The sequence below is a fragment of the Streptosporangium sp. NPDC006930 genome (genome assembly GCF_040635605.1).
Lineage (GTDB): Bacteria > Actinomycetota > Actinomycetes > Streptosporangiales > Streptosporangiaceae > Streptosporangium.
Genome location: NZ_JBEYID010000001.1, coordinates 582,399 through 597,264, shown reverse-complemented (window position 1 = coordinate 597,264; position 14,866 = coordinate 582,399). Strand labels below are relative to the sequence as shown.

Genomic DNA, 14,866 nt, shown 5'->3' with positions numbered 1-14,866 from the left:
CCGTATCGAATGCCGGAAAGAGGCGACGCGGAATGCGTGAACCCGTCAGGCCACTCCACGCTCGGGTCTTAGCGGTCCTCCCGCTCCCGATTCCCCCGTCGCCTGAAGACGACGGTCCCCTCAGGAGGAACTGATGGACGCCGGGTCGGTGACACTGCTGCGCGAAATCCTCGCCTCGACCGGCTGGGTCGAGCGGACCCGCGAGCTGGGCCTCGCCCTTCGCGCGACGCGCTCCCCCGGCGGGCTGCTGGTGGTCGGCACACCCCAGGAGGAACCCTGGCACCTGACCGCGCACCTGAGTGACGAGGCGAGGTTCTCCGGGCTGCCCCAGCTCGCTCCGACGCTGGTCCGCTGGGCGCCCGCCCCCGAAGCGCCCGCGCACCTGCGGGTCGGGCTGGAGCGGATCGAGCAGGCGGGGCGGGGCGAGACGCTGTTCGTGGTGACCGAGGAACGCGCCCCCGAGGCGCTGCTGGAACGGGTGAGCGACGCCCGCAGGACCGGCACGACGATCCTCGCCCTGGACGGCGGTGACCCGGACCTGGCGGGTCTGGCCCACGACGCGCTGACGGTTCCCGAGCGGGCGCCGTTCTCCTTCGACGGAGCCCAGCACCTGGTGAGCATGGCGGCGGGCGAGGTCGGGCGCCGTCCCGGCCTGCGCGACCGCCTGGCGAGGCTGCTGGAGCGGATCAGCGGTCCTCAGGTCGCCGACTAGTCCGCGGCTCGGCGCACCGCGACGGCCACGGGACGACCACGGCCCGCACCGGCCGGTGGCCTCAGTCGTCCCCGTCCCAGGCGCGGTCGCCCTCCTTCCAGTCCTCGTTCCTGTCGGCCGCGGTCTTCAGCGCGGCGCCGGCGGCCTCGCGTGTCGGGTACGGCCCCATCCTGTCCTTGTTCGGGCATCCCTCGTCGGGTTCGACGGCCATGTGCCTCAAGCAGAACCACCATTGATCACTCATGCGGCAATACTGCCCAGTGAGAAGCACAACTAGACTGGGGGACCATGACGACACTGCTCCAGCCCGGGCGGATCTCCCCTATCCGCAAGGTGCCCTCTCACATCCAGCGGCCGGAGTACGTCGGGAAGAAAACCCCGAAGACCGGCGAGTCCGACGTCAAGACCCCCGAGATCATCGAGCGGATGCGGGTCGCGGGCAAGCTGGCGGCCCAGGCGCTCGAAGAGGTCGGCAGGCACGTGGCGCCCGGCGTCACCACCGACGAGCTCGACCGGATCGGCCACGAGTTCCTCTGCGACCACGGCGCCTATCCCAGCACCCTCGGCTACCGGGGATATCCCAAATCGCTGTGCACCTCGATCAACGAGGTGATCTGCCACGGCATCCCCGACGACACCGTGCTGCGCGACGGCGACATCGTCAACATCGACATCACCGCCTTCATCGGCGGCGTGCACGGCGACACCGACGCCACCTTCGGAGTCGGCGACGTGGACGAAGAGTCGCGCCTGCTCGTCGAGCGCACCCGCGAGGCCACCAACCGGGCCATCAAGGCCATCGCCCCCGGCCGTCAGCTCAACGTGGCCGGTCGCGTGATCGAGGCCTACGCCAAGCGGTTCGGCTACGGCGTGGTCCGCGACTTCACCGGGCACGGCATCGGCACCACGTTCCACTCGGGCCTGATCGTCCCCCACTACGACGACCCGTCACTCGCGGTCACGCTGGAGCCGGGCATGACGTTCACGATCGAGCCCATGCTCACGCTCGGCACCATCGACTACGAGATCTGGCCCGACGGCTGGACCGCCGTCACCAAGGACCGCATGCGGACCGCCCAGTTCGAGCACACCATCCTGGTGACCGAGACCGGCCATGAGATCCTGACACTCCCCTGAGTCTCGGCCCGCTCCATGGCCGCGTCTCCGGCTTGAGGGTCCCTGAAGTCCGAGGGGCCTCAGGTCTGGAGCGACGCCCCTGGGGCCGGCGCCTCCGTCGGGGATCCGTCCGCTCGGTGTCCCGGTCAGTCCTGGCGGGGCACCACTCCGGTGACGGTGGTCCCCTCGCCGGGAACGCCGTTGACACCGAGCGTGCCGCCGAACTGCTCGAAACGGGTGCGCATCGCGGTGATGCCCCGGCCTGCGGCCTCTCCGAAGAAGCCAACACCGTTGTCACTCACCGTCATGCGCAGGCCGCCGCGCCCGAAGGTGACGGCGACGGAGACGACACGGGCCCGGCTGTGTCGCTCGGCATTGGCCAGCGCCTCCTCAAGCACGGCCAGCGCGGCTCTCGCGACCCCAAGCGGAACGCCCTGGGCGGGCAGTGCCCAGATCTCGACGGCGATCCCGGTGCGCTCGGCCCACTCGGTGAGTTGCTCTTCGAGCGCTTGGGCGAGGCTTCGGCTTCGGCCCTCGCGTACGCGCACTTCCTCGGACACTGCTCAACCTTCCTGATGCACATTGCAGCCCCCGGGCCCCCGACCGGATACGTGGATGGGCGTGGCGCGCGATGACGAAGCGCCGCACCCGCTGCGGTGAGCACGAGCCCCCTGAAAACACAGGCTACCGGGAGGTGTCCTTAAGGGGGCTCGAAGATAGAAGGCCGTAGCTGTCCGGCTACTCCGCGCCGTCTCGCCTGTTGAGTTTGGCCAGGTAGTCATTGTACGCGTCGAGCTGGGCATCGCCACTGCCACCGTCTCGGGCCGCGACGGCGTCGGCACGGCGGTCGGCGCGACGGGCCCCGCGATCGTCGTGGCGCCACCACTGGTAGGCGAGCGCGATGAGCACGATGAGGGTCGGGATCTCACCGAACGCCCAGGCGATGGCGCCGCCGGTCTGCTGGTCCTCGATCGAGGACGCGCCCCAGGTCCGGCCGAGCTGGTCGTACCAGTCGGAGGCGAGCACGGTGCTCATGCTCATCAGCGCGATGCCGAAGAACGCGTGGAACGGCATGGTCACGAAAAGCAGGATGAGCCGGGCCACGTGCGGCAGCCGGTAGGGGGCCGGATCGACACCGATGATCACCCAGAAGAACAGGGTCCCGCTGAGCAGGAAGTGCACCGTCATCACGATGTGACCGAGGTGCTCCTCCATCGCGGCGGCGAACAGCGGTGTGAAGTACAGCGCGTAGGTGGAGACGATGAAGATCGCGGTGGCGATCGCCGGATGGGCGATGAAGCGGACGAACCTGCTGTGCAGAATCGTCGTCAGCCACTCCCTCGGCCCCCGGTCGCCCCTGCGGGCGGCGGGCTTGAGCGCGCGCAGGGCGAGGGTGACGGGCGCACCGAGCACGAGGAAGATCGGCACCAGCATCGAGAGCGTCATGTGCTCGGCCATGTGCGCGCTGAACAGCACCTTGGCGTAGCGGGCGACACCGCTCTGGGTGGCGATCAGCAGAATCAGCACACCGGTGAACCAGGCGGCCGTACGCCCCTTGGACCAGGCGTCACCGCGCCGGGTGAGCCGTACGACACCGGCGAGGTAGAGACCGGCGAGCAGAGCGACGATCGTGCCGGAGAACAGGTCGAACCACCACAGCGAGGCCAGGTTGGCGAGCGAGATCTCCGGCGGCATGGTGTAGCCGAGCACCTCGAAGGCCCTGTCGACGGGCAGGATCGCCGGGGGCGGCGCGGTGCGGGACAGCGCGACGGCGAGGCCGACGGCCGCGAACATGACGACGATCTCGCCTCCGGCGAAGCGGAGGAACGTGCCGGATCCGCCCGCCGCGAGCAACGGAAGGGTCCGGGTGCGGTGCCACCAGCCGACGGCGCCGAGCAGCGCGAACGCGGCCGTCTTGGCGAGCAGCAGCAGGCCGTAGGCGGAGGTGAACAGCTCGGAGATCGCGCTGAGCCTGGCCACGACGCTGAACAGGCCGGACAGTCCCACCCCGACGAAGCACCACAGCGCGAGGGACGAGAAGCGGGCGGCGGCGATCTCCAGATGCGGCTGACGGCGCAGCGCGTGCGCGCAGAGCACGCCGAGGCCGCCCACCCAGAGGGCGAGGACGACCAGGTGGACGGCGACGCCGGTGGTGGCCAGATCGTGGTTGGGCGAGGAGGCGGAGTGGCCGGTCAGGGCGGGCGGGAGCATGGTGGCCAGGGCGAGGACCAGCAGGCCGCCGGCCGCGCCGGCGGTGATCGCCCCACGGGCGAAGAGCGCGATCGCGACCGAGAACAGCACGACCAGGGTGAGCGCGATGCCCTGGGAGACCTGGCTGGCGAAGCTGGTGAGCTCGTCACCGCCGAGCACGTCGACCACCGGCAGCCCGAGCGCCTCCGAGAGGCTGAACACCATCGTGGCCGCGGCGGCTCCGGCCCAGACGAGGGCGATCCAGGAGGCGGCCTTGACATAGCCGAGGGCGGGTTTGCCCAGCAGGCCCTTGTCGTTGGGAAGCAGGAACGCGGCGGCCAGGAGCGTGCCGACGGTGAGCACGCCCGCCGCGTCCATCGCCAGCTTCGCCAGCGGCAGGCCCCAGCGGGTGAAGGAACCCTGGTCGGGCAGGCCGGGAATGATGCGCGGGCTCGCGGCACCTCCCGCGATCATGGCGATCACCAGGGCGGCGACGGCCGCCGCCGCGCCCGCCAGGGCGAGCTTCACGACCCGGCCGTTCGCCGGTGCCTCGACCTGTGCCGCCTGCGCGGCCCGCGCGGTTTTGCTCATGTCTTCTTCCTGCCGCGCATGCTGAGGAACAGGCCGATGCCGATGCCGGCCAGGCCTCCGACGACGATCCACATCCAGCCGGGGACGCCTCCCGAGGAGCCGGACTCCTCCGACCGCCCTGCGGCGGCCGGGCTGAGCGTGGCGACCGGTGTGCTCTCGGCGACCGTGCTCTCCGCGGGTTCAGGGCTGGCCGAGGACGGCGACGGCGACAGGGACGGCGACGGCTCTGCGGAGCCGAGCAGGGTGAAGGGGATCTCCCCCTCGATCGGGTGGCCGTCGGAGGACACGACGCGGTAGGCGATGACGTACGCGCCGGGAGGTAGATCTCCCTTGACCTTCTGGGTCACCACGGGGCCGTCGGCGACGGGCTTGCCGTCCTGGTACGTCGCGTCGCCGGAGCGCACGACGACGTTCGGGAAGCGCACCGAGGCACTGAACGTCAGCTTCACCTCCTCCAGGCTCTCGACCTTCGCACCCTTGGCCGGATTACTGCTCTTGAGCCGGTCATGGGCGAGGGCGGGCGAGGCGAAGGCCGTGCCGAGAACGAGGGCGGCGAGAAGCGCGAGGGCGACCGCGACAGGGGAATTCTTCATGGCAACCACAAGGCTACCGACGAGACCGTGCGGTCTCGACCCCCCTGTCCGATCCGCGACCGCGCGGGTCGCCCTCACCGTCTCGATCTACAGGCCGACGCAGGCCATCGCCCGCTTGTAGGCGTCGACGCTCCGGTCGGGCTCGTCGATCCGCTCCAGGACGCGGGCCGCGGTCAGCCAGGCATGGGCGGTGAAGCGGGTCTCCGGCGCCTGCTCCAGGAACTCGGCCCCGGCGGACAGCTCCCGCGACGCCTCGGCCTGCATGCCCAGCGCCGCCAGGGTCTCGCCGTGCAGCAGGCGCGCCTCCGCCTGCAGGGCCTTGGGCATGCCGTCGAGCAGGTCACAGACGAAGCGCATGTGCTTCTCGGCCCGGTCGGGGCGGGCGAGCAGCAACTCCACCCGGACGAGGTTCATCGCGCAGCGCATCTTGGTGATCGAGCTGGCGGAGCTCTCCGCGAGCTCCTTCTCCACCTTGAGTAACACGTCACGCCAGCTCTCGGCCTCCATGGGCCGGGCGATCAGCATGACCTGGGCGTAGTCGTTGCGCAGCCGCGACAGCCTCCACGGATCGCCGTACTCGGACTGGATGGCCAGGGCGCGCTCGGCGTGCGTGACCGCCTCGTCGGTGTGACCGGTCTCGACGGCGGCGATCGCAGCGCCCCAGTGCGCCAGGGTGAGCGACATCGGGGTGCCGAGGATCTCGGCGGCGGCGACCAGCTCGGCGGCGAACTGGCGGGCCCGCAGCAGGTCACCCCGCTCCACGTACGCGGCGAAGAGCTGGCTGCCCAGCCTCATGAGACCGTCGGTCCAGACGGGCCTGACCGCACCGGTGAGGATCCGCTCGGGAACCTCCATCGCGCGGGTGAGGTCTCCGATCTCGCGATAGCAGCGCGAAAGGGCGACGGCGATCGCGATGTGACGCTCGGGGCTCATGACCGTCGTGTCGCTCTCGTGCAGCCCCCCGAAGAGGACGATCGCCTGCTCCAGGTCGCCGCAGGCCTCGGTCGCGAGGGCGAGGCCGTATTCGACGTCCTGCCGTAGCTGGGGCAGGCCGGCCAGGCCACTGTCGGCGAGAAGCTCGGCGTAGCGACTACGGGCTTCGACGACCTCGCCGTTGTCCAGGGCCATCTGCGCGTAGCTCAGCGCGAGCTCGATCTCCTGCATCTGCTCGGCGGTGACGCCGTTGATCAGATAGGTCAGGGAGCAGTCGAGTTTTTCCGCGAGAAGCTCCAGTACAGCAGGGGTCGGAGTACGCTTGCCACTCTCGATGAGAGAGACGTAACTGTCCGACAGCTCTGGATGAGCGAGCTGCGCCTGAGAAAGACCCCGTTGCCGACGGGCGGTTTTGATGCGCTGCCCCACCAAGTCTTGACCGGTCACGTTACCCCTTGAAAGATATTGTCTGAGCAGCAGAACCTACGACAGGAGTCTCCCCGTGCGCCGACGTCTTGCCTTGTCTGCCCTCGCCATGCTGTTTACGGCTACTTTTGCCGTCACTGGCAATGTTACGACCGCGAGTGCTGATTCGTCTGCCCCCCCGAAGGACACCGGCAAGTATTCTTTGCAGACGGTCAACGCCCAGGCCTACCTGGGCTGGGACTACCCGGGCTGAGCGACGACTCAACCCGGCCGAAGGAGACGAGAAGCGAAACGAGCTCCGCCCTCCGTGGAGAGCTTTCAGCCAGCGAGCCGCTCCACCCGGCGGAACCGGCGCGCTCGTGCCGATGTGAGCGCGCAGGTTTCCCTTATGCGCGCTTCAGCAAGACGGAAATCATTGAACACCGGGGCGTCCGCGCCCCCGGATGGTTGGCGCCACCGATCGCGGCCGAGTCGGGATCCGAACCCCTTCCGTGAAGATCGTTGTTCTTCGCGGAGGATCCCGGCCGGAAGAGCACACGTGTGTGATCTGCTTTGCCCACGTGCCGCTTCGTCGCAGGTCACGGCTCGTGACCGTATGACCCGGGTCGAGGGTGCCGACGACGGCCACTCGACCTCTCGTAGGCGTCATCCGTTCCGCTCGCTCTTCGTCGCCGACCGGTCCGCAGGCCGGTCGGCTCACGAACCCCTGTCGCCGGGCGCCCCCTCGGCACCTTCACGTTTGGAATCAGTCGTCACCCTGAAAATATATTGAAACAATCCACCATCAAGTCAATGTCCTAAAGCGGTCAGCCGAAGCCCGGGAAGACGGACGGCCATTTCGCGGCGGATGCAAAGAAAGCCCCGAGCCGTTTCGGCTCACGGAAAACCAGGAATACGCACGACCCGTAGGAAAGTAAACGAGCATGATCCGCCCACGGGAAAGCCTCGGGGAAAGCAGCGAGCGCGGGCGGCTCGCCCCCACCTCGACCTCTCTTGAGTCCGGCCTCTCGCCCCGGCGCACACGGCACGTGCCCGCGAGCGTCTCTAGGTGATCTCTAGAATCACCTGCGACAGTGAAACGGCGAGAATCCCAGGAGAATCCGGCGAAGTCCGGTGGCGGGAGTTCGCCTCTTCGGGCCCGGCCCGAGAAGGCCTTGCCGAGCACCCCTGCCACCGCCGGCCCGGACGACAAACGCGAGGGGCACATGACCCACTCCTTACCGGTCCCGCCCTCCGGGGGAGAGCGATCCCGGGTCCGACAGGACGCCGAAACCCTATGCTCATCCGCGAAACGGTCAATAGATGCGTTTCTTCCTGAACCAGGAAAAAACACTACGTTTCTCCAGATTTTCGATTCACCTAGCATCCCGCCGGGAGTGCGGACAAGGATCGTGGTCGATTCGCCATACGAAACAGCCGGTTTCCCCGCGTCCGTGGAGCTGAGGGTCGACCCGCTGATCTCTGAGAGATTCATGGTGATCGACGATCATATCGCCTTGACGGGCCACGCGTCCCAGATGGCCGTGGTGCGCGCCCCCGTGCTGCTCTCGTTGCTGGGAGACCTGTTCGAGCATGTCTGGTCACGCGCCGAACAGCGTCCGCAGGGGTGGAAGGCGCCGTTCTCACTCACGGAGCAGGAGAAGACCGTCTTGCGAATGGCCGCGGAGGGCATGACGGACGAGGTGATCGGCCGCCGGCTCGGGCTGACCTCCCGCACCGTGCGCCGCCATATGGCCAACGTGATGGGGCGGATCGGGGCGCACAGCAGACTCCAGGCGGGGATCCGCATCGCCAAAGCGGGAATCGTCTAGGTTCTGCTTCCTGGTCTTCCGGTAACGGGCATGTGTCCGGAAGGCGCCCGTCATGGCTTCCGGAGCGCGGCCTCTCATCGTCGGTGAAGACGAGCGCGGCGGTCAGGTTCGCGTCGAATCCGGTCCGGCATGTCTCGCCGACTACCGCGGGGGTCCTGGAGAATCCCTCCGGCCTCGGTGATCACGCGTTCTCAGGACTCTCCCAGAGTGGCCTGAACGGTTTCGGCCGGCGTTCTGGCCACGACCACGTCGACTCGACGGGCCTGTGGTGGCGATCGGGTTCCGTCCGGGAAACAGCCATGGCAGCACGCCGCGTATCGACGGCCGGGATCCCGTTCCTTTCCGCCAGGCGCCGGGGTCAAGCCCCTGGACATCCGCTCGCGCACGTCGTGCGCGGCTCCCACAGAGATACCCGCCTCTTTCGCGATCTTCCTCACCGACGCGCCGAGGTGGGTGGTGATCATCTGAACGGCCGGACCCGCCCGGCCGTGACGTCGAGCGGACGAGCTCGCCCACCCCGCCTGATACGTATGTTCAACCGGGGAAAGTCCTCGCCCGAAAGCCTGTACACGTCGGCCACGATCTTCGCGGGACGCCTGTGGTGCCCAGCCGGGCACAACCCAGCGGGATGACCTTTGAAAATTTCGCACAACGCCGAAGCGGGTTGACCACTTCTGGCTCTTCAACTTCTTCCGTTCGAATTATCCGTATTTCATCACCTGTTCCCCGGTGGTCGGGCCAACCTCCCGGCAGGCCCGTTCGGGAAATTTCGACAAACCTGAGAGTGTGGCGAAAAGCATCCGGTCCCCAGTCTTTTCGGAATGCCCGGCATCGCTCTCGCGGACACTCCCGGGGACATGCAGAGACCATCGCCCGACTTAATTCATGACTGGTCCCCAAACGTCCCATCTCGAATACAAAATGTGATCGGACGTGCGCGGGAAGTGATCGAAGTCATGCCGTCCGCGTTCTTACGGCATCCGAGCGGAGGATGACGCGACCTCCGCTTCGACGCGAACCCATCGGCCGGACTTGGCTTCCGCGAATTCGCTACGCCATGCTTGACCGCATGTGGGGATCTGAATGGGCAGGACCGACGAAATCGTGAGGATGGATGACGGCCCCCGGCCGGGGGATTTTTACATCGGCATGCTGGGCTCGGTGGTCGTCCGTAGACTCTCCGACGAACTTGAGTTGGGAGAGCCCCGGCAGCAGGCGATTCTCTGCGTTTTGGCCGCCAATACCGGACGGGCGGTTACGAAAGACGAGTTGATCGACGGCGTGTGGGGGGCGGATCCGCCGAAGACCGCGGAGCAGAGCGTTTACACATACGTGTCCAAACTGCGGCGAACACTGGAGCCGGACCGCGATTCACGAAGACCTTCGAGGCTGCTCGCCTCCACCTCGGGCGGATACGCTCTGCGGCTCGAACCCGGGCAGGTGGACGCCGAAGTGTTCAAAGAACACCTCGATCAGGCCCAGAGATCATACGCCGAAGGCTCCCCCGAGACGGCCCTGCGGTTCCTGAGGGACGCGCTGAAACTGTGGCGGGGGCCGTGTCTGAGCGGAATCCCCGGCCCGTTCGCCGAGTTCGAGCGGCACAGACTGGGAGAACTGCACCTGGTCGCGCTGGAACTGCACGCGGAGCTGCTGCTCCTGCTCGGACACCCGCAGGACGCCGCCACCCGGCTTGTCACCCTGACCGCGGAGCACCCGTTGCGAGAGCGGCTCCGAGAGCTGCACATGACCGCGCTCTACCACTGCGGCCGGCAGGCGGAGGCGTTGAAGATCTACCGGGAGACCCGGCGCCTGCTCTCGGAGGAGCTGGGCATCGAGCCGCACGAGAGTCTCCGCAGGTGCCACGAGCTGATCCTGCGCGCCGCCCCTCTGTCCGACCTGCCCTTGCCGGTGGCCTCCCTCACCCCGAAGCCGACGCACACCCGGCCCTCCGGGAACCGTGCGACGGCGGAGAGGACGACGGTCCGGCAGTTGCCACGTGATCCCATGGATTTCGTCGGGCGTGCGGAGGAGCTCGTGCGGTTGAGAGCACTGCTCTCCCCCTGGGACGGCTCCCCGCCGCACCATGTCGTCGCGATCACCGGAGCGCCGGGATCCGGTAAGTCGACCCTGGCCATCCGGGCCGCGCACCTGGTCCGCGACCGCTTTCCCGACGGGCAGCTGTACGTGAACCTGCGCGGGGCCACCCCGGGCATGAAACGACTCGAACCGATCGAGGTGATCACCAGGTTCCTGCGTGACCTCGGCATGCCCCCGCACACCGTCCCCGCCGACGTCGAGGAGGCCGCGGCACGCTGGCGCGGCGAACTCGACGGCCGCCAGATGCTCATCGTGCTCGACGATGCCGCCGGCCTGGCCCAGATCCGCCCGCTGCTGTCGGTCTCGAGGGGCAACGCGATCCTGACGACCAGTCGGGAAAGCTTCACCCTGCTCGACGACTGCGCCCGCGTGCCGATCTCCGGGATGCGACGGACCGAGTCCTCGGCGATGCTCGCGAAACTGATCGGAGCCGAACGGGTCGCCCAGGAGGTCCAGGCCACAAGACACCTGATCGATCTGTGCGCGGACCTGCCGCTGGCCGTCGGCATCGCCGGAGCCCGGCTGGCGAACCGGCCACGCTGGAAGGTGGCCGACCTGGTGGACCGGCTGAACGACGAGCACAGCCGGCTAAGGGAACTGGCGGCGGGCGATATCGCGGTACGGACCAGCCTGGCCGTCAGCTACGACACGCTCGCCGGCAGCGACCAGATCCTCGACCGGACGGCCGCCCGCGCGCTGCGCGCCCTCGGCGTGCTGCAGACGGCCGACGTGACGGCGCACATCGTCGGCGCCCTGCTGGATGTCTCGGTGGAGATGGCGGAGCACGCCATGGAACGGCTCGTCGACGCGCACCTCGCGGAGATGGACGAGCCGGGAAGATACCGGCTGCACGACCTGGTGCGGCTGTTCGCCAAGGAGCAGGCCGCGAGCGAGGAGCCGGAAGCCGACCGCGACGCCATGCTGGACCGGGCGTTGAGCTCGTACGTCGGAACCACCCGCCTGGCCATAAAGGTGGGCCGCTACCCGCGCCCGGCGCAGACGGACGTCGACCTCAGCGCCGCACCCCTCCCACTGACCTCGTGCGAGGAGGCCCGCGACTGGCTGCACCAGGAGCAGGCCAACCTTCTGTCCGCCGCCTCCCAGGCGATGTCCGCCTCCCGGGAGCGAACCGCCCGGCTCGGGGTGGCCCTGGTCTTCGCACTGTTCTGGCACCTCCACCACACCGGTCTGCACGGCCAGCTCCTCGCGATCAGCTCGCAGCCTCTCGCGATCGGCCGGCGGCTGGACGATCACAGCATCGAGTCGTACGCGCACGGCTTCGCGGGTCTCGCGCTGAACATGGCCAACCGCCCGGCGGAGGCCGTGCACCACCTCCGGCATCAGCTGATCCTGTATCGCCGGCTCTCCGACGCGCACGGGGAGCAAAGAGCACTGGGCAATCTCGCCATGAACTACCTCGAACTGGAGCGCTACGAGGAGACCATCGACTGTGCCCGGAAACAACGGGAGATCGCGAACGCGATCGAGCACAGGTCGGGCGAGCACTACGCGCTCACCATGCTCGGAGCGGGATACCACGGCCTGCGCCGGTTCGAGCAGGCGCTGGAGGTGCTGGGCGAAGCCCTGACCATGTGCCGCAAGGACGGCAACCGGTACCAGGAGGCGTCCGTGCACAACAGGATCGGCGAGACCCATCTCAGCAGGGGGGACGCCGTGTCGGCCAAGGCCTCCTTCGAGGCCGCTCTCGGCTGCGCGCGCGCCGAGCGGCTGAGCGTCGCCGAACCGTACCTGCTGCTCGGTCTGGCCCGCTCCCACCGGCTCCTCGGCGACACGGAACAGGCCTCGGCCTACCTCGCGCGCTCCCTCGCGACGGCCAGGGAGAGGGGGAACGCGGAGGTGGAGGAGCAGGCATTGACGGAGGAGGCTGTCCTGGCCCGGGAAGAGCCGATCACGCCCCTGGGCTAGGCGTCTGTCCCGGCCAGGGCGGTGACACGGCAACGGGTGCGCCCGTGGGTGGTTCCGGGAGCTTCGCGGGCCGCTCGACGGCAGGAGCCGTGGCCGGTCGGCGCCCGGGTGCCGGGCGCAACCGCAAGAGTCGCCAACGGTCACCCTCGGCGTTCCGTCGTGCCTGCCATGTCCTCTCCCGTACCCGGCTGATGTACTGCTGAGATGAGTGGCATCGAAACGCGGCGGCATCGCGGCGTCGGCGAGAGTGTCCTGCGTCCCGACGGGACGCTGAAGGTGACGGGCGAGTTCGCCTACTCCTCCGACCTGTACCTGGCGGACATGATCTGGGGGGTCACCCTGCGCAGCCCGCATCCGTCGGCGTGGATCCGCTCGATCGACATCGGCCCCGCGCTCGCCATGCCCGGTGTGTACGCGGTGCTCACCCACGAGGACGTCCCCGGCGCGAAGTTCTACGGCCTGGAGCACAGGGACCAGCCGGTGCTCGCCGTCGACCAGGCCCGCTACCAGGGCGAGCCGGTCGCGCTGGTCGCCGCCGACCACCCCGAGCGCGCCAGGCGGGCGGCCGAGGCCATCGTGGTGGAGTACGAGGTCCGCGAGGCCGTCACCGACCCGCGCCGGGCCGCCTTCGACGCCTCCTGCCCCTCGGTCCACGAGAGCGGCAACGTGCTGCGCCACCAGCCGGTCCGGGTCGGCTCCACCTTCGAGGCCCCGGTGGTCGTCACCGGCGAGTACGAGGTCGGCATGCAGGACCAGGCGTTTCTCGGCCCCGAGTCCGGCCTGGCCGTACCCGCCGAGGACGGCGGGGTGGACCTGTACATCGCCACGCAGTGGCTGCACTCCGACCGGGAGCAGATCGCGCCGTGCCTGGGGCTGCCCGAGGAGAAGGTGCGGCTCTCCCTGGCCGGGGTGGGCGGGGCGTTCGGCGCGCGCGAGGACCTGTCCATGCAGGTCCACGCGTGCATGCTGGCCCTGCGCACCGGCCGCCCCGTGAAGATCGTCTACAACCGCGAGGAGTCCTTCTACGGCCACGTCCACCGCCACCCCGCCCGGATGCGCTACGAGCACGGCGCCACCCGCGACGGCAGGCTGCTGTATGTGCGGGCGGAGATCCTGCTGGACGGCGGCGCCTACTGTTCCACCTCTCCCGCGGTGGTCGGCAACGCGGCCTCCCTGGGGGTGGGGCCGTACGAGGTGGACAACGTCTGGATCGACGCCTACGGCGTCTACACCAACAACCCGCCCTGCGGCGCGATGCGCGGCTTCGGCGCGGTACAGGCGTGCTACGCGTACGAGTCGCAGATGGACCGGCTCGCCGAGGCGTGCGGGATCTCCCCGGTCGAGGTGAGGGTGCGCAACGCGGTCTCCCAGGGGTCGGTGCTGGCCACCGGACAGGTGATCGACTCCCCCGCGCCGCTCGCCGAGATGCTCAGGGAGCTCGACGCGATGCCGCTGCCCGCCGCGCCGGAGGTCACGGACTCACCGGATCTGCGGAGCCTGCCGGGCGGCGTCTCGCAGACCACGCGTGGCGAGGGGGTGCGGCGCGGTGTCGGGTACGGCGTGGGCATCAAGAACATCTGCTTCTCCGAGGGCTTCGACGACTACTCGACCGCGAGGGTGCGGGTGGAGTCGATCGGTGGCGAGCCGCACGTCCTGGTGCACACGGCGGCGGCCGAGGTGGGTCAGGGCCTGCTGATGGTCCAGGAGCAGATCGCGAGGACCGAGCTGGGGATCGACGCGGTGACGGTCGCGGGGGCGGACACCTCGGTCGGTTCCGCCGGGTCCTCGTCCGCCTCGCGCCAGTCCTACGTCACCGGAGGCGCGGTCAGGGCGGCCTGCGAGGCGGTGAGGGAACGGCTCGCGAAGCTGACGAGCGACGGGACGTCCCTGGTGGAGGCGCTGGAGCGGGCCGGCGCGGTGGAGGAGACGAGGGAGTACCGGCACCGGCCCACCTTCCCCCTGGACCCGCTCACCGGCCAGGGCGACTCGCACACCCAGCTCGCCCTGTGCGTCCACCGGGCCGTGGTGGACGTGGACGTGGAGCTCGGCCTGGTCAAGGTGGTCGAGCTGGCCGCCGTGCAGGACGTGGGCAAGATCATGAACCCGCTCGCGCTGGAGGGGCAGATCCACGGCGGCTCGGCCCAGGGGCTGGGACTGGCGCTCATGGAGGAGATCCAGGTCCGCGACGGGCTGGTGCTCAACCCCTCGTTCACCGACTACCTGATCCCCACCATCCTCGACATGCCGCCCATGCGGCTGTCGATCATGGAGAATCCCGACCCGAACGCTCCCTACGGGCTGCGCGGCGCGGGCGAGCCGCCCACGCTCTCGTCCACTCCCGCGGTGGCCGCCGCCGTACGGGCCGCCACCGGCCTGCGGCTGCCCCGGGTGCCCATCCGCCCCCACGACATCGCCCTGGAGGGATGACCGCCGAGGAGGGGGCCGCGTCGGCCGACGTCAGCCGACGCCGG

Annotated in this window: 10 protein-coding genes; 5 read left to right on the top strand and 5 right to left on the bottom strand. The window is 69.1% G+C overall.

Annotation, left to right across the window (positions count from 1 at the left end):
- The first annotated feature begins 133 nt into the window (after positions 1–133).
- Complete coding sequence (locus tag ABZ664_RS02805) at positions 134–712, top strand: hypothetical protein (RefSeq protein WP_362501992.1); 579 nt, start codon at positions 134–136, stop codon at positions 710–712.
- A 61-nt stretch (positions 713–773) separates the two neighbouring features.
- Here ABZ664_RS02805 and ABZ664_RS02800 read toward each other — a convergent pair whose 3' ends face one another.
- Positions 774–956 carry a hypothetical protein gene (locus ABZ664_RS02800; protein WP_362501990.1) on the bottom strand — a complete coding sequence of 61 codons (183 nt, stop codon included), beginning with the start codon at positions 954–956 and terminating at the stop codon, positions 774–776.
- A gap of 44 nt (positions 957–1,000) precedes the next feature.
- Here ABZ664_RS02800 and map point away from each other — a divergent pair, with 44 nt between their 5' ends.
- Positions 1,001–1,849 carry a type I methionyl aminopeptidase gene (gene map, locus ABZ664_RS02795; protein WP_362501988.1) on the top strand — a complete coding sequence of 283 codons (849 nt, stop codon included), beginning with the start codon at positions 1,001–1,003 and terminating at the stop codon, positions 1,847–1,849.
- Positions 1,850–1,974: 125 nt separating this feature from the next.
- Here map and ABZ664_RS02790 read toward each other — a convergent pair whose 3' ends face one another.
- The 4 genes from ABZ664_RS02790 to ABZ664_RS02775 form a co-directional block, all read right to left on the bottom strand.
- Complete coding sequence (locus ABZ664_RS02790; protein WP_362501986.1) at positions 1,975–2,388, bottom strand: ATP-binding protein; 414 nt, start codon at positions 2,386–2,388, stop codon at positions 1,975–1,977.
- 178 nt (positions 2,389–2,566) lie between these two features.
- Entirely contained in the window at positions 2,567–4,609 is a 2,043-nt protein-coding gene (locus ABZ664_RS02785) for a cytochrome c oxidase assembly protein (RefSeq protein WP_362501984.1), read from the bottom strand.
- Entirely contained in the window at positions 4,606–5,202 is a 597-nt protein-coding gene (locus ABZ664_RS02780) for a copper resistance CopC family protein (RefSeq protein ID WP_362501982.1), read from the bottom strand. The genes ABZ664_RS02785 and ABZ664_RS02780 overlap by 4 nt, the downstream gene beginning before the upstream one ends.
- Before the next feature lie 87 nt (positions 5,203–5,289).
- Positions 5,290–6,582, bottom strand: coding sequence for a helix-turn-helix transcriptional regulator (locus ABZ664_RS02775; RefSeq protein WP_362501980.1), 1,293 nt, complete (start codon positions 6,580–6,582; stop codon positions 5,290–5,292).
- A gap of 1,370 nt (positions 6,583–7,952) precedes the next feature.
- On the opposite strand from ABZ664_RS02775, the gene ABZ664_RS02770 reads away from it, so the two are divergent.
- The 3 genes from ABZ664_RS02770 to ABZ664_RS02760 all read left to right on the top strand — a co-directional run bounded on the left by ABZ664_RS02770 (position 7,953) and on the right by ABZ664_RS02760 (position 14,822).
- Positions 7,953–8,372 (top strand): helix-turn-helix transcriptional regulator, encoded by a 420-nt coding sequence (locus ABZ664_RS02770; protein ID WP_362501978.1) that lies wholly within the window; start codon positions 7,953–7,955, stop codon positions 8,370–8,372.
- A 1,110-nt stretch (positions 8,373–9,482) separates the two neighbouring features.
- Positions 9,483–12,395, top strand: coding sequence for a BTAD domain-containing putative transcriptional regulator (locus tag ABZ664_RS02765; protein ID WP_362502253.1), 2,913 nt, complete (start codon positions 9,483–9,485; stop codon positions 12,393–12,395).
- A 204-nt stretch (positions 12,396–12,599) separates the two neighbouring features.
- Complete coding sequence (locus tag ABZ664_RS02760) at positions 12,600–14,822, top strand: molybdopterin cofactor-binding domain-containing protein (RefSeq protein WP_362501976.1); 2,223 nt, start codon at positions 12,600–12,602, stop codon at positions 14,820–14,822.
- Positions 14,823–14,866 lie beyond the last annotated feature (44 nt).